General features: G+C 55.6%; 11 protein-coding genes and 1 pseudogene. 5 read left to right on the plus strand and 7 right to left on the minus strand.

What is annotated here, in order from left to right:
• Positions 1-16: 16 nt before the first annotated feature.
• Complete coding sequence (locus GOB81_RS10250) at positions 17-271, plus strand: hypothetical protein (protein WP_173570311.1); 255 nt, start codon at positions 17-19, stop codon at positions 269-271.
• A gap of 261 nt (positions 272-532) precedes the next feature.
• A complete protein-coding gene (locus GOB81_RS10255) occupies positions 533-1,345 on the plus strand; it encodes a mechanosensitive ion channel family protein (RefSeq protein WP_173570312.1) in 813 nt (270 codons plus the stop codon).
• Between the two features lie 218 nt (positions 1,346-1,563).
• Here the strand turns inward: GOB81_RS10255 and treY are convergent, their stop codons facing one another.
• The 6 genes from treY to glgA all read right to left on the minus strand — a co-directional run bounded on the left by treY (position 1,564) and on the right by glgA (position 14,185).
• Entirely contained in the window at positions 1,564-4,284 is a 2,721-nt protein-coding gene (treY, locus tag GOB81_RS10260) for a malto-oligosyltrehalose synthase (RefSeq protein WP_173570313.1), read from the minus strand.
• A gap of 7 nt (positions 4,285-4,291) precedes the next feature.
• On the minus strand, positions 4,292-6,322 hold the full coding sequence (gene malQ, locus GOB81_RS10265; protein WP_173570314.1) for a 4-alpha-glucanotransferase: 2,031 nt from the start codon (positions 6,320-6,322) through the stop codon (positions 4,292-4,294).
• On the minus strand, positions 6,315-8,096 hold the full coding sequence (treZ, locus tag GOB81_RS10270) for a malto-oligosyltrehalose trehalohydrolase (RefSeq protein WP_173570315.1): 1,782 nt from the start codon (positions 8,094-8,096) through the stop codon (positions 6,315-6,317). Before treZ ends, malQ begins: the two co-directional genes overlap by 8 nt.
• A 13-nt stretch (positions 8,097-8,109) precedes the next feature.
• On the minus strand, positions 8,110-10,245 hold the full coding sequence (gene glgX, locus GOB81_RS10275; RefSeq protein ID WP_173570316.1) for a glycogen debranching protein GlgX: 2,136 nt from the start codon (positions 10,243-10,245) through the stop codon (positions 8,110-8,112).
• Positions 10,245-12,473 carry a 1,4-alpha-glucan branching protein GlgB gene (glgB, locus tag GOB81_RS10280; protein ID WP_173570317.1) on the minus strand — a complete coding sequence of 743 codons (2,229 nt, stop codon included), beginning with the start codon at positions 12,471-12,473 and terminating at the stop codon, positions 10,245-10,247. Before glgB ends, glgX begins: the two co-directional genes overlap by 1 nt.
• A 62-nt stretch (positions 12,474-12,535) precedes the next feature.
• Positions 12,536-14,185, minus strand: a complete 1,650-nt coding sequence (glgA, locus tag GOB81_RS10285) for a glycogen synthase GlgA (RefSeq protein ID WP_173570318.1) — start codon at positions 14,183-14,185, stop codon at positions 12,536-12,538.
• A gap of 461 nt (positions 14,186-14,646) precedes the next feature.
• On the opposite strand from glgA, the gene GOB81_RS10290 reads away from it, so the two are divergent.
• The 3 genes from GOB81_RS10290 to GOB81_RS10300 all read left to right on the plus strand — a co-directional run bounded on the left by GOB81_RS10290 (position 14,647) and on the right by GOB81_RS10300 (position 18,090).
• The gene (locus tag GOB81_RS10290; RefSeq protein ID WP_173570319.1) at positions 14,647-15,099 is read left to right on the plus strand and encodes a hypothetical protein; all 453 of its coding nucleotides are present in this window, start codon (positions 14,647-14,649) and stop codon (positions 15,097-15,099) included.
• A gap of 206 nt (positions 15,100-15,305) precedes the next feature.
• A complete protein-coding gene (locus tag GOB81_RS10295; RefSeq protein ID WP_173570320.1) occupies positions 15,306-16,877 on the plus strand; it encodes an acyl CoA:acetate/3-ketoacid CoA transferase in 1,572 nt (523 codons plus the stop codon).
• Positions 16,878-17,391: 514 nt separating this feature from the next.
• The gene (locus GOB81_RS10300) at positions 17,392-18,090 is read left to right on the plus strand and encodes a TetR/AcrR family transcriptional regulator (RefSeq protein ID WP_173570321.1); all 699 of its coding nucleotides are present in this window, start codon (positions 17,392-17,394) and stop codon (positions 18,088-18,090) included.
• A 111-nt stretch (positions 18,091-18,201) separates the two neighbouring features.
• Here GOB81_RS10300 and GOB81_RS10305 read toward each other — a convergent pair.
• Positions 18,202-18,299, minus strand: a pseudogene (locus GOB81_RS10305) (IS5/IS1182 family transposase); the annotation flags it as partial.

Genomic DNA, 18,299 nt, shown 5'->3' on the forward strand with positions numbered 1-18,299 from the left:
CGGAGTATGTCAGAGGATGGCCTATGCCATTGCAATAAGAAGTCTCGATATGTCGCGCAGTGAGTCTTTCTGTTTCCCTTTCACTCATAAAGTCGAACCTGAATATTATTTTGGGATTTCTCCAGAGGCAGCGCTTCATGCCAGAGAAGGAACGCTGAACGCGGGGGCGAACACTTGGCCGCCGCAACTACTTTGCGAATACACAGAAGAGACTTTTAAGGGCCGCGAAGAAGGTAAAAGTCTCGGATTGGACCTCTCTCCATTGAGTTGAGTGGGGGCGACACAGGGCTTGTGGAAACAGTCCTTTGTCTTGAGATTGCCACCTAAACGCCACGTCAGGTCCACTAAATGTCCTAAAGATTTCATCTTCGGACTGAATATCGTCCTGATATCATCACCTTCATAAGACGAAGCTGTGCAATGAAATTGACTGGATGGGGACTGATAGTCCAGAAATCGTCTACGATGCGTCCGGGCAGCCAGCGACTATGTGTTCAGGACCGCCATTCACAACAGACGTTCAGGAATTCTTATGGAACATCAGGTCAATTCACTGTGGAGTCAGCTTAACGGATGGCTGCCTGTCCTTCTGACTTATGCGGGTCAGTTCGTGCTGGCCGTTATCGTGCTTCTGGTTGGCTGGATTATCGTCAACGGCGTGACCCGAGCCATGGGCCGGATGATGAGCGCCAGCCACATCGAGCCGACGCTGCGCGGTTTTCTGCTGAGTGTCGTGGGGTTGTTGCTGAAGGCTCTTCTGCTGATCAGCGTGGCCTCGATGATCGGAATCGCGACGACGTCATTCGTAGCCGTTCTCGGTGCGGCAGGTCTGGCGGTGGGCATGGCATTGCAGGGCAGTCTTGCCAACTTCGCCGGTGGCGTTCTGATCCTGCTGTTCCGGCCGTTCCAGGTAGGAGACACGATCACGGCCGGTGGCAGCACGGGCACAGTGGTCTCTATCGAGATGTTTCGCACGGTGCTGTGCGACACGACCAATGAACTGGTGTATGTTCCCAACGGCACATTGTCGAACAACGTGGTGATAAACGGCTCACAGGCCGAGCGCCTTCTGGCATCTGTCACTCTGCTGATCGACTATAACGACGATACCGACAAGGCCCGGTCTCTGCTACTAGGCCTTCTCGAACATGACGAGCTCGTTCTGCGTGAGCCAGCACCGTCCGTTTCCTTCCTGCCGCAGCCAGCCAATATTTCAGTGACGCTTGGGTTCTGGTGCACCCCGGGTAATGTTACTCCGCTGGTCGGCAAATATTCCGAAGCCGCAATCAAGGTGCTCAAGCAGGAAGGTTTCCGTCTGGGTGTCACGGTGCGGGCCGGGGTATAAAAAGAGTCGCACTAAACATGCGCTTTACGGTCAGATCGGCCATCATGTTATAGCCCTCCAGAAGGCGGCTCGTTCGTAGAGCCGCTTCTGGAGGATAAATCACGGCATGAACGACCCATGACAGTGCGACTGCCGTCATGCCTGCAAGCGGGTATAATTTTCTTTCTTTGCGTGGATGTTCAGGGTCTTCGCAATGACTCTAAACAAAGAAAGCGGTTTCATTCTTCAGAAATAAGGCATTCCAGCGGAACCATGCCGGGCAGGAAGGGAAGGATCGCATTCGAGCTGATCTCCCGCTGAAGGTCTGTGTGTAGGAGGCTGCGCCACCGACCATGACACGCATCGGGCAGAACAAGCGCTTCCGGTGACCGGGTGAAGGCGAGGGAGGTGACGTCTGGAGCAAACGCATGCGTATGACGTGGCGCGAGCACAAGAAGGCGACGATTTTCCCATACACGCAGGAATGCAACGACATGTTCGGAGTTGACCGCGATGGGGTGATAAGCCCCCCGCAAAAACAGACCTGGATGCTGCTTCCGAAAGGTCAGAAGCTGTTGGATGAGCCGGAACTTGATAGTGCCGTCTTTCCATGTTGTCGCGGCCTTATCGAAGTCGGGAAGATTGGCAAGAAGCAATGCGCGCCGTTCGTAATCAACGGGGCGACGATTGTCGGGGTCGACCAGACTAAAATCCCATAGTTCACATCCCTGATAAAGATCTGGAATCCCCGGCGTGGTGAGGCGCAGGAGTGTTTGGGACAGGCTGTTGAGTGCTGCGGAGGGAGCAATTCTCCAGAGAAAATCGCTCATCTCTGTCTGGAACCGGGAGGAGTGACCGGAATCAAACAACCGCGTGAGATAATCCTGACACGCGCCTTCATAAGACTCATTCGGATCCAGCCAGCTTGTATGCCGTTTGCCTTCCCGCAGTGCCTTGGTCAGCCATGTACTGACACGACAGTGCAAGACTTCATCGAGGTCACCGTCCAGCGGCCAGACACCGAGAAGCGTCTGATAAAGCATGAGCGCATCGGTGGTGTCCGGTCCGGTGGCGGGTGGCAAATCTCTCAGCCATTGCGTGATGACTTCAGACCAGCTTTCCGCGACTTCACTCAGTACGGCGATGCGCATCCGGCTGTCTTCGCCTCGTTTGTGATCGTGTGTGGCTGTTGCCAGCATGGCGCGGGGGTAAGCGGCCTGACGTTTCAGGCAGGCGTCATGAAAACTGACGACAGACAGCCCCAACGTGTCAGGATGGCTTCCGACTTCATTGCGGGAGATAAGTCTAACATTGCGATAGAATGCCGTGTCTTCAAGGGATTTTGCGGCCAGAGGTGCAGTGAGGTGCTCGAAGGCACGCTGAACGTCTCGTATGTGCTGAGAAGGAAACGTCTCGACGTGCGCTGTCAGCAGATGGGCAATGCGGTCGAGCAGGGCATGCCGGAAAGAGGGCAGATCTTCACGAGCCTGAGCAACGGCATGCATAAGTGCACCAAGGTCGGCTGTGTGATCTAAAGGAAAACTGTCGGCATAATATGTACGGTATCGTAAAAAATGGCAGAGCAGAATGCCAGTGACCTTTCTGATACCCGGCTCTGTCACTTCGCTGGCAGAATAAGATGCTTCTCTTAGAGCTAACAGCATCTTTCCTATGAGTCTGTCGAATTCGGCTGTGAACAGAGCAGGCAGAATCTCCTTTCGGGCCGTCAAAGCCGTTTCCGCCATGCTCATGGGAACTTCACTGCGGCAATACGCCCAAAGGGTATCCAGCGAGGCGCTCCCGTGTGCATCGTGCAGGAGAGCCGAAACCTGCTCCATGAAATCGTACCCCGTGGTGCCATCCACGTCCCATTCTGTCGGCAAAGTTTCTTGAGAGATCGTTATTTTCTCAACGTGAATCGAGATGTGTGTCTTTGAGAAATGTCCTCTTGCTTCCATCTGTTGTCGTAACCGGTGGCAATAAGCGGCCGGAGCGGTGAGACCGTCGATATGGTCAATCCGAAGACCGTCGATAAGACCTTCTTCGAGAAGCACAAGAACATACCGATGTGTAGCGGTAAACACCGCTTCCCGCTCCACGCACAGGGCGCCGAGACTGGTATTATCAAAGAAGCGACGCCAGTTGATGATCTCGGAAGCGGTTCTCCACCAGGTTGCCACCCAATGCTGCCGGGCAATCAGTGACTGCAACTGCTCGCGCCCCGGCTGATGGGCCGCGCTGAAGCGCATGCTTAGGGCAGTGAGCACATCCTGCCCTTCCGACGTCTGCAACCAGACGGCCAGTCCGCGAAGAGTATGCTGGCAATCTTCATCCCATTTTCCCCGGTCAGCCACCGTGGAGAGCGCTGCGGACAGCGAGGACGGCATGTCCATGTTCCTGAGAAAAGTTCCGTAATGGACGGGAGAGACGGGAAAGCGATGTTCATGATGGTGGATGAAGAAGAGTGCGCTGTCATGATCGTATTTCAGGATGAGGGCACCAGCGAGGAGAGCCTCCCCGAAAGGACGATCCAGGAAAGGCAGCAGAACCCGTCCTGTGATTGAGGGGGCAGGAATATTCCATGCAATGTCGAAAAATTCTGCGTAAGGACTGGATATTCCCCATGCCAGAACATGTTCCCACCACCTGTTTCCTGCGCCGCCAACAGCCATGTGGTTGGGTACGATATCCAGGATGAGTCCCATGTCATGCGCTTGCAGGGCCACTGCGAGACGCCTCAGAGCGGCTTCGCCACCGACAGCCGGATCGATCTGACTATAATCGAGGATATCGTATCCGTGCGTTGATCCGGGGGTGCTGGTCAGGAGGGGAGAGGCATAGATATGGCTGACGCCCAGTTCTGCGAAATAGGGCACGAGTTTGCAGGCATGATCGAGAGTGAAACCCTGCCTGAACTGAAGGCGGACAGTAGCGCGCAGGGCTGGACGGCTTCTGGACATTGCTGCCTCACGGAAGATCGGGACGGGGGCGGGCGGTGCTCAGGATCGTCAGGCGTCGGCTGACACCCCTGCGTGCCAGCAGCGCTCGAGCCGGTGCGGGATAGCGATGTTGCCAGTTCGGATGGGTCGTTGTGGTTCCAGGCACATTCGGCTGTTGGGTCAGCACTGCCAGATCTTCTAACGGTAAGACCACCAGGGGGCATGGCGTCTCCGCCACGAACTCCACGGCGCGGTCCACAAAGGCTGCTGTGCCAGCAGTGGAGGGGGCTGGCTCTTTGGCCATTCCTTTAGTCATGACCCCCCACAAGGCGCAGCGGTCGTGCGCTCTCACGGCTTGCGGTGTTTCTGGTTCGGTGGAGGTGGTGTTGCGGGTGGGCTGGAGATCCATCCCCTGCCACCAGCGGGCAAGCGGCGGCAGATCATGTGTGGTCGTCAGCCCCACTGCCGTTTTAGACCATTGGGAAGCTGGGATGAAGGCACCGGCCGCATCGCGCTGGAAAGGCAGCACATTCATTCCAGCAAGCCCATGATGCGCCATATCCTCCCGGAAGGAGGGGTCTACTGTGCCGAGATCTTCCCCGATCAGGATGGCGTGGGCACGGGATGCCTCAAGCGCAGCCAGACGCAACAGATCCGTTCGGGGGTAGGAGAGATAAGCTCCGTCGTCTGAGCTTCCTCCGCGGGGAATGATCCAGAGGCGCTCAAATTCCATGACATGGTCGATCCGCAGGCCATCCACATGAGCGAAATTGGCACGTAGCATCGCAATGAAACTGTGATAGCCGCTTGCGACAAGAGCGCGGGGGGAAAAGGTCGTCAGTCCCCAGTTCTGGCCGGTAGGGCTCAGTGCATCAGGTGGGGCGCCAATCGAGATTTCAGTGAGATGATTGTCCTGATGGCACCAGCATTCACTGCCGGTTGGATCCACGCCCACGGCGAGATCTCCGATCAGTCCAACGCGCATTCCTCCTTTGTGAGCCTCATTGTGTGCCGACTGGAGACTGCATCGGGCAAGCCATTGCAGAAAGCGATGGAAGTCGATTTCCACGCCCATATCCCTGGCAAAACGGCTGACTTCGGGTGTGTCGGGGCGTCGCAATGGAAGGGGCCAGAGGCGCCAGTCGCCCCCACGAGGTCCCCGCAGGAGAGCCTGGGCGTGCAGGGCTTCGAAAATGGCGTGGCAGAGCAGGGGTGTGCCACCCGTATTGACGAAGGTGGTGAAGGATTTCGGAGGAGAACCTGCAATGTGATGATCGTAGAGTGCACGGAACAGTTTCAGACGTAGCGGTGCGGCATGTGGCCAGTCTGTGAGGGCGGCGGTTTCCAGCCGGTGCAGGTCTGTCGCTTTGATGCGAGCCTGTTTGCATGCAGCTAGAATGGTGGCGGAATCGAACAGGCAGCCCGGATCGGCGAGCAGAATGTTGAGAAACATGCGGTTCGAAGGAGAATAGGGACTGTAATGGTCCGCGCGGGCGGTAAACATCGCGTGCATGGGACTGAGCATCAGCGCATCGCCGCCAGCTTTCCCGATGCGTCGCGCGAGATCGCCAACGGCTCCAAGATGACCGATCCCTCCATCCCCGCGTGTCCGCAGCCCATAGATCTGCGCCGCCACACCCCAGCTTCGGTGGGGAATGGGAGGAGCCTTTGCGGGAGCCACGGCAACGGGAATCTCCTGCGCTCCAAAGGCGAGAGTATGGTAGCCAGTCTCCGTCACGTGGGGGAGGACGAGGCAGCCATCCCTGTTGACCCGAAGGCGTCCCTCGATCCGGCGTCCGTCCTCCAGCGTGAGGACAAAAGGTGGCGATGTGGCCGTTTCCTTTGCGTGACTTTTCCCATGCAGCGGAATGGGCGTGGCCAGTCCCACTTCGGTGACGAGCATGGAAGGCGTGCCTGATGGCCCGGGAATGGCTTCAAGCAGGGGAATGAGACGATGCAGGGTGTCAGCGGAGACCCGGCGCTTGCAGCCCTGTGCATCCTGCCAGTTGACCTGCAACCCGACACGCGCTGCCTGCCGGGCAAGACGCTGTTCAGACATGATGGGGGTTCTCCTCCAGCCAGACGAGGAGACCTGCGGGAGGGAGTTCCTGCGAAGCGGTCGAGGTCCGCAACGCATGGATCGGCGAATACAGCGGGCGGGCGGGGAGGAGGACCGTCACATCCCCCAGATTGAAGGCGATGTTCAGGATTGCATCATCTGCCATTGTCCATCGTGCAAGCAGGGCACACGCATGGTGCCCCAGTCGCCTGACATCAAGTCCGTGCGCATTTTTCAGGCGAGGCACGATGTGCTGATGACGTAGCGCGAGCAGTTCACGCGTGCGATCAAGCCATGCCCTGTGCTGTGGTTGTTCTATTTCAGACTGGTCGGGCCGGGAATGTTCAAAAGTGGCGACATCATTGGGATCTGGAATGCTGGAGCGCTGCTGCGGGTTCTGGAAATGACTGAACGAAGCGAACTCCTGTCGTCGGCCTTCCCGCACGATCCGGGCGAGTTCGGGATTGTGACTGGTGAAGAAAAAGAAAGGCGTGCGGCACCCCCATTCCTCGCCAAAAAAGAGCTGGGGAATCTGCGGCGACAGCAGCATGAGGGTATACGCGACTTCCAGCATGTCCGGGCGCGCAAGAACGGTCAGCCGTTCGCCCAGAGCGCGATTTCCGGTCTGATCGTGATTCTGGAGAAAGAAAATGAATTTTTCGGATGGGAGGTCTGCTGAAGAGAAGCCTCTGGACTTTCCGGTGACGGGTGAGCGTTGCCCCTGAAAGCAGAACCCTTCCTGCAGAACTGTTGCCAGATCGTCGCAGGGATGGTCGGAAAAGTTACCGTAATATCCTTCGCTCTCTCCTGTCAGGATGACATGCAGGGCATTATGTCCGTCATCATTCCACTGAGCCGTGAACCCCGCTCGCAGGAGAGCTGCGTCATTGTTTTCGTTTTCAAGAATAAGATGAACGTGCCGCCCCGCTTCGATCGTGGCTGTGACAGCATCCCGCAGTTCCTCAAGCCAGCTTTGGTCATCGATGGCCTGCACCGCATCAAGCCGCAGGCCGTCGAACCGAAACTCCATGAGCCAGTAAAGGGCATTATTGATAAAGAAATCTCGGACAGCCCTCTGTCTGAAGTCGATGGCATGTCCCCACGGCGTCGTGCGGTCCTGCATGAAGAATGGTCTGGCATACTGCTCGATGAAATTTCCATCAGGACCGAAATGGTTATAGACAACATCAAGAAAGATCATCAGACCAAGCGCATGAGCGTTATCGATCAGCGCCTTGAGGTCATCAGGGGAGCCGTAGCTGGATTCCGGTGCGAAGGGAAAGACGCCGTCATATCCCCAGTTTCGCTCACCCGGAAACTCGGCAACAGGCATCAGTTCGATTGCGGTAATACCCAGTTCCGCAAGCCGGGGCAGATCTTTGGCCAGAGCCGCATATCCTCCTGCCAGCCCGACATGGATCTCATAAATCACTGCTTCTTCCCACGGCCGTCCCTTCCATTCACTCTCCTGCCAGCAATATGAAGCAGGATCTGTGACGACGCTGGGCCCATGCACGTCATCCGGCTGACAGGTGGAAGCCGGATCCGGAACCAGCAGACCGGAAGCAATACGATACTGGTAGCGAAGACCAGCTCCAGTCGGCGTTTCGCAACAGAACCATCCGTCGTTTTCCGGGGTCATCTCGATAGGTGGCCAACCTTCCGGCTCCAGTGTTACGGCAGCGCTGGAAGGAGCCCACAGCCGAAACCGGGTACGTTCCGGGGTGAGAATAGTGGCTCCCTGACGACGGGTGTGACGGAAAATGCATGACATGACCGGCTCTCCTTCACTCGTGCTCCGTGTTGGCCCGCATGGTGGCGGGATCGAGATGCAGAAGCAGAACAGAGTGTCCCGCCGCCGTTACGCTGTTCTTTCCGGTTTCAGGGCCGACGATATCCGATTCCCCACGTTCAGGGCGGGAACTGTCCAGTAAAAGCCGCCATGTTTTGGTCGGTTGAGGCAGAGTGCACGATATGTCGTTTTCACCCGGATTGAGGATCAGGTAGGTAACATCGACTGATTTTCCGTCTTCGATGGCGCGTCGGAGACCCAGCGGTGCGCGCCCGGCGTTGTTCCAGTCGTCCCCAGCCATCGAAATACCCTCTGCATTGAACCATGCTATGTCGGAAAGATCAGGCCTCGGTGTGTGTCGGCCATGCATATAGCGCCGCGCACGGAGGGAGATGTGACTTCGCCTGAGACATACAAGGCGCGCGACAAAATTCCGCATGACCTCTCCGCGGGGGGTGTCCGCCAGAGACCAGTCCAGCCATGATAGTTCATTGTCCTGACAGTAGGCATTGTTGTTGCCGTCCTGTGTCTGACCGAACTCATCGCCGGCGAGGATCATCGGGGTGCCATGCGAGAGAAGCAACGTTGCCATCGCGGCTCGCCGAATCCTATCGCGTTTCTCCATGATGGCGACATCATCCGTAGGTCCTTCGATCCCCCAGTTGTGCGTGTGATTTTCCTGCGCGCCGTCGCGGTTATCTTCCTTGTTGGCTTCGTTATGGCGGTGCTCGTAGCTGACGGCATCCATAAGAGTGAAACCGTCATGGGCTGTCACGAAATTCACGCTTGTCCACGGGCGGCGACCGCGATGATCGAACAGATCTCCGGAGCCGGACAGGCGTGTTGCCATGTCCCCCTGTTGCTGTTCATCCCCGCGCCAGAAGCGCCGCGTGGTATCCCGAAAGCGATCGTTCCATTCACGGAAACCGGGCGGAAAATTGCCGACCTGATAGCCGCCTGGTCCCGGATCCCACGGCTCGGCGATCAGCTTGCGCCGACTCAGGACAGGGTCCTGCATGAGGGTGTCGAGAAAACCCGAGTGCTGGTCATAGCCATAGCTTTCCCGACCGAGCGTGGTGGCAAGGTCGAAACGAAAGCCATCGATATTGAATTCATCGGCCCAGTGACGCAGTGAATCCAGAACCATCTGAATGACACGGGGATGCGCGAGATTGAATGTGTTTCCGCAGCCGGTGTCGTTGATGTAATGCCGTCCATCTCCCGGAGTGAGAAGGTAATAGCTGGCATTATCGAGGCCGCGATAACAGAGGGTGGGTCCGAGTTCATTGCCTTCGCAGGTGTGATTATACACCACGTCCATCACCACCTCTATGCCTGCGGCATGCAGGGCGCGGATGGCCGTGCGGAACTCTTCGGGACTTCCGCGTCCTACATAGCCCACATGAGGCGCGAAAAAGGCCAGCGTGTTGTAGCCCCAGTAGTTGGTGACGCCCCGTTCGATCAGAAACCTGTCCGTGACGAAGGCCTGCACGGGCAGAAGTTCGAGGGTGGTGATGCCCAGTCTGGTCAGATGCTCCAGGACGCATGGATGGGAAAGCGCCTGAAACGTGCCACGCAGCGGCTGGGGAATCTGCGGATGACGCATGGTCAGCCCCTTCAGGTGCGCCTCCATCACCACCACATCTTCCGCTGCGATTTCCGGACGCCGATCGTGCCGCCAGTGAACAAAGGGCTGGCTCACACGACATTTCGGCATCGCACCGGCACTGTCGCGACGGTCAAAGGACAGATCGGAACGTGGAGAATTAAGGCGATATCCGAAAAGGGCGTCCGTCCAGTGAATGTCGCCGGCGAGTTCCCGTGCATAAGGATCGATCAGCAGCTTGTGAGGATTGAAGCGGTGACCATTATGCGGATCATGGGGACCAAAGGCACGGTATCCATAGAGAAGGCCGGGTGAAGCTCCGGGGAGATAACCGTGCCAGACCTCATCCGTGTATTCCGGCAGTGCATGTCGGGCGATTTCGCGTCGTCCGTTAGGATCGAACAGGCAGAGATCGACGCGGGTCGCATTGGCCGAGAAGACCGCGAAATTGACGCCATAACCGTCATAGGTGGCACCGAGAGGGAATGGGTTGCCGGGAAGCAGGGTGTCGGGAGTAGCGTTCATCAGGAGACCGTACATGCGGGCGAGAGAATGATGACGGAAAGCGGCGGCAGAACGAGGTCCGCCGACCATGCGCAGTTGTGGGCCGGTTCGTCTCGTGCGACGACTCCCCCCCCATTTCCGACATTACTGCCTCCATAAATTTCAGCGTCAGTGTTGAGGATTTCATGCCAGTAACCCCCTGTAGGGAGTCCGACACGGTAGTCGTGGTGGACTACGGGCGTAGCGTTCCATATGACCACGACGGGAGGCCCATCGGTTGCAAACCGGCTCCACGCGAAAACCACGTTCGTCACGTCATCTCCAATGAGCCAGCAAAAGCCTTGGGGATCACAGTCCAGTTCGTGAAGGGCAGTGTGTGAGCGAAGAACGTGATTCAGGTCTCGCACAAGACGCTGAACCCCAGCTTTGAAGGGGTCGGAGAGCGTGGCCCAGTCGATCTCGCCATCATGGTTCCATTCCAGTGCTTGGGCGATCTCGCCTCCCATGAACAGCAGCTTCTTGCCCGGTTGGGTCCACATGAACGCGAAATAGGCCCGCAGATTGGCATGCTGCTGCCAGAAGTCTCCCGGCATGCGGGCAAGCAGCGATCCTTTTCCGTGCGTTACTTCATCATGGGAGAGCGGCAGGATGAATCGTTCAGAAAATCCATAGTGCATGCCGAAAAGAATTTCAGAGAGATGATAGCCCCGCCATAGTGGATCTCGCTGCACGAACTGGAGCGTGTCATGCATCCATCCCATGTTCCACTTGAAGGAAAAACCGAGGCCGCCCTCGCTGGTGGCGTGCGTGACACCGGGCCATGCCGTGGATTCCTCCGCAATCACCAGAACATCCGGGACGTGTCGGGCGAGTGTATCGGTCATTTCCCGGAGAAAGGACACGGCTTCGAGATTTTCCCGACCGCCGTGGACGTTGGGAAGCCAGTCTCCATCCTGACGGCTGTAATCGCGGTAGAGCATGGAGGCGACAGCGTCCACACGCAGGCCGTCCACATGAAAGCGCTCGCACCACATGAGGGCGCTGGAAATGAGGAAGGAGCGTACCTCGCAACGCCCGAAATTATAGATCAGCGTGTTCCAGTCACGGTGCATGCCTTCGCGGGGGTCTGCATGTTCAAACAGGGCTGTACCGTCGAAACAGGCCAGTCCGTGCACGTCATTGGGGAAATGTGCCGGAACCCAGTCGAGAATGACGCCAATCCCGGCCAGATGGCAGGCATTGATGAAAGCGGCGAAATCTTCGGGGGAGCCATGCCGGGCGGTGGGGGCGAATAATGCCAGTGACTGATAGCCCCATGAGCCGCCAAACGGATATTCCATGATTGGCAGAAGCTCGATATGGGTAAAACCGTTTTCCACGACATAAGGTATGAGGTCGCGTGTGAGATCCTGCCATGTCGCAATCCGATCCACGTTTCCCTGTGGACGTCGCCATGAGGGAGGATGAACTTCATAGATCGAAAGAGGAGCCTGTGCGGGAGCGTAGTGTTGCGCGCGCGCCGTCATCCACGCTTTGTCCGTCCACGCAAACGGTTTGTCGCTGGCAACGATGGATGCTGTGGCGGGTGGCAATTCGGTGCGGTGGGCGAAAGGATCGGCTTTCTGAGCAAGGATCGTGCCATCATGGGTCATGATCTCGAACTTGTAGCGAGCACCTGCTGCAAGACCGGGAAGGAAAAGTTCCCACACGCCTGCCGTATGCCGCAGCCGCATGGGATGACGCCGTCCATCCCAGATGTTGAAGTCACCGATCACCGAAACGCGGCGCGCATTCGGAGCCCAGACGGCGAACCGCACGCCCGCTATGTGGTCCAGGGTTGCCGGATGCGCGCCGAGAAGACGATCAGCGTGGAAATGACGTCCTTCCCCGAAGGCGACCAGTTCCTCTTCTGGTAGAAGAGAGCAAAAGGAATAGGGATCGCTGGTTTCCTCGGTGGCGTCTGCCCATGTGACGCGGAGGCGATAGGGGGCTCCCTTACGGATCGTGCCGATAAAGATGCCGGTATCGTCTACCTGTCGCATGGGCCGCTCAATGGGGCCTGAACGGGGGCGCTCCATGATCAGCCTGACACGGGCTGCATGAGGATAGAAAACGCGGATGATGTCGACAGCACCGTCGTTGTGACGGCCGAGGATGGCGAAGGGATCTGAGCAGCATCCAGTCAGAAGGTGGTCGATCTGTTCGGGAGGAAGAGTGAAGGTGCCGCTGGTGTCCCGTGTGGATGGCATTCCTGATCTCTCCTTTCACCGGTTTATCTTACGATCGGACAACGCGATGCGGTTCCCGTATTTCAGGCGCTTGTTCGTATGCTGGAAGGCTGGATACCCGGCTTTCTGGCAATCTGCCTTTTCTTGAGCGAGTGCGCTCCGTGCGGGCTGTCGAACCGAGGCGCGGAAGAGAAGCGCACGACTGAGGAGTCGGTGGGATCAACGATTTCAACTCCAGAAAGTTTCGAAAAGAGCCTGACATATTGAGAGGATTTTCCGTGCCATGAAACGTCCGTAGTGGCGCCGTTCCTCTGAAGGCGCATCCAGGCGCTACGGTTGTCCCGGAACAGATGGCGTGCCCGTCCGACAGCGTTGGCAAGCGAGGGGCCATCCACAGGCGAAAACAGAAAGCCCGTGGCCACGCCCTGACCGATTGCAGCCTCATTGGCGTCAACCACTGTATCGGCCAGGCCACCCACTCGTGAGACAATGGGGATGGCGCCATAGCGCAGCGCACAGAGTTGGGTCAGGCCGCAAGGCTCAAACCGGGAGGGCACGAGGAGGGCGTCCACCGCGGAGGGAAGGCGATGCCCTAGTTCCTCGCTGTAGCCGATGCGGCAGGCAAAGGCGCGTGGAAATCTCCTCTGGAGAGCGGAGAGAGTGTGATGGAGGCGCCGCTCTCCTTCGCCGACGACAATAATCTGTGTGTTACCGACCAGCAGGCGCTCCATGATGTCGGGCAAGAGATCCACGCCCTTCTGAGGCGTAAGGCGGCTGACCAGTCCGATGAGAAAGGCGTTGCGATCCTGCGGCAGCCCGAATTCAGCCTGCAAGGCGAGTTTGTTGAAGGGGCGGCTGATTGTGTCCCCTACAACATAAGGAAAATGGATGCAGGGATCACAGGCTGGATTCCAGACTTCCGTATCAATACCATTGAGAATGCCGCTCAACGTGTTGCTGCGTGTCCGCAGAAGCCCATCGAAGCCCATCCCCCATTCGTGTCCCTGTATTTCCTGCGCGTAGGTGGGAGAGACCGTGGTGATCCAGTCGCTGAAATACAGGCCTGCTTTCAGAAAGCTGAGATGGCCATAGAATTCGCAGCCATCCACGGAAGCGGCCTGCGGAGGAAGGCCAAGGGCAGGGATTTCGGAGAGTGGAAAGCTGCCGTGAAAAGCCAGATTATGAATGGTCTGGATAACGCGAGGACGACGGTTCATGCCATTTGCGCGGCAGATATCGTCTCCGTCATAATGAAGATAGGCAGCGGCCAAACCGGCCTGCCAGTCATGCAGTTGCATGATGTCGGGATGATAGCCGGTGATGTAACCCTGCGCGACGAAGGCGGCAGCGCGGGCAAGGGCTGCGAAACGCAGGCTGTTATCGTGCCAGTCGCCACCTTTGGATGTTACGTAGGGATTGCCAGGACGCTGGTAAAATTCCGGTATATCCAGCACCAGAAGGTCTCTGTCATCGATACGGCAGGTCCATAGGAGGGCTTCGTGCCCCAGCACATCCCCAAGCGGAATGGGTTGATGAGGCACCGACCTCATAGCGGCAAGCACGGCGGGATAGCCCGGCAGCAATGTCCGGGTTTCTACACCGTGAGGCGCGAGGGCTGCGGGAAGGGAGGCAATGACGTCACCCAGTCCACCGGTTTTCACGAACGGAAACATTTCCGATGCGACGGAAAGCACACGCAAAGGACGGGAAAGCGTCAGTGCCGCAGAAACCATCGTCTTGCCTCCCTAGGCCTGCATGTTCCTGGTTTTCGGCAGGGTCGTTGCGCAGAGCCTCGTATGCAGAAGAAACGATCTGAATCGGATGAATGTCAGTATTCACGGGAAAGTGATTTAGTGAATGAAAGACGCCCCGCATGGGCTCTGTTTTTGCGGGAGCGAATGCTTGCCCCGGGGCTATTCTGGATCATGAGAGGGGTTTCTGGTTCCCTCAGGTTGGATGTGTCGCGATAGATCTCTTCATTCATGTCCAAGGCACTGAAGGGGATGCCGGTTGTGCCTGCGGCCCTATGTGGGCGAGATCGCCAGCAGCACGACTTTCCAAGGAAACGGACGCAAATCTTCAGCGTATGTAATGGGATGAAGCGCCCAAAACCGGCATCCATTTGTGGTGAAGGATTTCTTTGTCGACGTCTGCGGTCGAGTGTCTGTTGCTGAAAGGAGATGGGTTTTATCCCATGAAGAACATATCACGATTTGTCTTTGCCTGTTCTAGTATAATTCTCATAGTTCTGGCATTCATTCTTATAGGGTTCGGTGTTTTCGATCTTTTTGAAACGATGGGACGTTCCTGGCATAATGGCCGGAATACGGTTCTTGTTGCGATCAGTTATGTGGTGATCGCTATCGCCATATTCGATGTGGCAAAATACTTTATTGAGGAAGAAGTTATCCGGTCTGTGGAAAAGCAGGGGATCGGGGAAGCAAGGACAAGTCTCACAAAATTCATTACGACGATCATTATTGCCGTTTTTGTTGAAGGATTGGTAGGAGTATTTGAGGCCGGGAATAAAGAACCGCAGGACGTGATGTATCCGGCTTCCCTTCTTGTGGTGGCGACATTTATCGTTCTGGTTCTGGGTGTTTATCAGCGCCTCAGCGTTGTAGCTGAAAAAGAGACCCAGAAATAATCTCTTTCTTCCGGGATGGTATGAGTTTCCTGACAATCCGGTGGCCGAAAGTGAGGAGTCTTCTGCTGCCCTGAAACTGGCTCATGACCTATTGCGTCATGAGCCAGAGATGCTCACGGAATTGCGTTTTGCCAGCAGGCCTGTGTTTTCGGTTTACTTCCTAAGTAACTAACGAGTTATATACATTTGGAAGCGAACCTGAAGTCATGACAAAAGTCAGAACAGCGGCAGAAGCCGTGCGTCTCATCCCGAATGGAGCCACAGTCGCCGTCAATTCGTCCTCCGGCCTGCTTTGCCCGGATGCCGTGCTGGAGGCGCTTGGTCAGCGTTTCGCGGAAGAGGGAGCACCGGCAAGACTAACAACGATCCATCCTATCGCTGCTGGCGACATGTTCGGTACCAAAGGAGTCGATCATCTCGCCAGGCCCGGCATGATTTCGCGTATCATCGGTGGCTCCTACCCCTCAGGGCCCAGCAACGCTGAACCGCCTCTCATCTGGCAGCGTATTCTGGGGGAGGAACTTGCGGCTTATAATGTGCCCGCGGGCATCGTCTTCGACATGCTGAGGGAAGGAGCCGCGAGACGACCCGGGGTGCTGACAAAGGTCGGGCTTGATACATTTGCCGATCCCCGACGCGACGGATGCGCCATGAATGAAACGGCCCGGTTGAGTCCGCTTGTCCGCACCATGCAGTTCGAAGGCGAAGAGTGGCTGTATTTTCCGGCTCTCTGTCCTGATGTGGCGATCATCCGGGCGACCACCGCAGATGAAAAGGGCAATCTCACCTTTGAGCAGGAGGGCGCAACGCTTGGCGCCATGGAGATGGCGCTGGCGGCCCACAACAATGGAGGGCTCGTTATTGCGCAGGTGAAGCGGGTGACCGCACAGGGCACGCTGAAACCGCACGATGTCAGGGTTCCGGGCATTCTGGTTGATGTGGTGGTCGAAGCGCCGGAGCAGCTGCAGACGACAGCAACCGCTTATGATCCGACTATTTCCGGAGAGATTTTCCGACCTCTCTCCACGTTCGATATTCCCGATTTCAATCCTTCGAAGGTCATGGCGCGGCGCGTGGCACAGGAATTGCGGAATGGGTGGGCTGTCAATATCGGTTTTGGTATTTCAGCCAATGTTCCGCGTATTTTGCTTGAGGAAGGCCAGCACGGCACCGTGACGTGGGTGATCGAGCAGGGGGCAGTGGGGGGGATTCCCCTTCTGGATTTCAAGTTCGGCTGCGCGAGTAACGCGGAAGCCTTTGTGGCTGCCCCTCATCAGTTTTCCTATTTCCAGGCCGGGGGATTTGATTGCTCCCTTCTGTCGTTTCTTGAAATCGGACAGGATGGTTCAGTGAATGTCAGCCGTCTTGCGGCCACGCCGCACCGAACTGCGGGAGCCGGAGGCTTCGTTGATATTACGTCGCGCGCAAAGCGGATTATCTTTTCAGGCAACTTCAACGCTGGGGCTAAAATGCACATCGAAGATGGCAGGCTGGTCATCGACCGGGAGGGAAAGATTGCCAAGATTGTACCTGAAGTTTCGCAGGTCAGTTTTTCCGGACGAAAAGCAACGGAGAACAGGCAGGACATTACTTACGTTACGGAAAGATGCGTCCTCCGTCTTTTGGAGGGTCAGTTGATTGTAACTGAAATAGCGCCGGGAGTTGACCTTGAGCGCGATATCCTAAAGCAAGCGAGCGCCACGTTGCGGGTCGCACCGGATCTCAAGGAAATGGATGCAGCACTCTTCCGCGATGAGCCGATGGGGCTTGTCCTGTGAAGTGATACATTGGTGTGAAAATTGATTGGTTCTCCCAGAAAATTACCATAGCATGATGACAGGCGTTCATCCGAACCGGTTTCTGCTCTCATAACATCGCGGGCGCAGCAAAATGGTGCGAATGAACGCCTGTCGCCATAGTGGCGCTTCACGAGAAGAAATTCTCTGTAAAAATTATGATTATTTCTAGTGATATCCAATATATATCGAATGAAGGGAAAGGCTTTCAGCTTTCCATCCGCCATATAACTGATATGCTAGAATACATTTAATTTTAAAGTTATATTTCGATATTCATTTATCTATAGCGTTATTCTGGGCGAGTGATTTTTTATACCGAAAAATATAAAATATTTTATTTAGATTGTGTGTTGTGATTTTATAAGAAATGCCAATTCTTAAAAATTGTTGATAACCATCTTGTTACTTGCTTCTTATCGCGCTAATTTCCTTAAGCATAATTGCAAACACGCAAGATGAACTAAACAACGGATTGTTGAAGGTAGGAGATTTCATGAAAAAATCATCGGGAACTCCTAAGCTGCTCGCCAGTGTCATCTCGAAAAAAACAGAGGGAGGAAACCATTCACCGCCCCGTATTCGAGACGCGGAAACAACTCAAAAGCGCATTTTAGCGGCTGCGAAGAGAGAGTTTGCCATGAACGGACTCTCCGGTGCTCGGGTTGATATCATTGCCGACAAAGCAGATGCCAACAAACGTATGATCTATCATTATTTCGGCAGTAAAGAAGCTCTGTTTACCCGAACTCTTGAAGATGCCTATATGGAATTATATATTGCAGAGCAGTCATTGCAACTCGATCATCTTGGGCCGGTATCTGCTCTGGAATCGCTGGTCAGATTTACCTGGAACTATTATCTGGAAAATCCTGAATTTCTGAGCCTTGTTAATAGTGCTAATCTTCATAAGGCGGCTCATCTTCAGAATTCAAAAGTTATGTCAGCAATCAACAGAAACCGCGCTCATATGATGGAATTTCTTCTGAAAAGAGGAGAGGATTCTGGTGTGTTCCGTTCTGGTGTCGATGCTATGCAGTTAAATATTACGATAGCTGCGATAGGATATTATTACCTCACAAATAGATTTACGGGATCTATCATATTTGAATGCAATTTTATGGCACCCAAAATGCTCAAGAAAAGGATTGATTTCAATATAGATACAATAAAAAGAATTATTTGCATTGAATGATGTATGTAGTCAATTGTTTTTTGGATTCACTCAAAGCTTCCACTCACTTTAATTTTTAGGCCCATGTAATTTCCTTCAAGGAGCGGCTAGAATTTTATCTAGGGCGTGTCGTCAGTTAATTCCGATGATGGCGGAGGCGAGTTGCACGGCAGCGAGAAAGGTTGACTTCAGCTTGTCGTAGCGTGTTGCGATGCCTCTGAAATGCTTCA

Origin of the sequence: Acetobacter conturbans, from assembly GCF_011516755.1 — a bacterium.
GTDB classification, from domain to species: Bacteria; Pseudomonadota; Alphaproteobacteria; order Acetobacterales; family Acetobacteraceae; genus Acetobacter; species Acetobacter conturbans.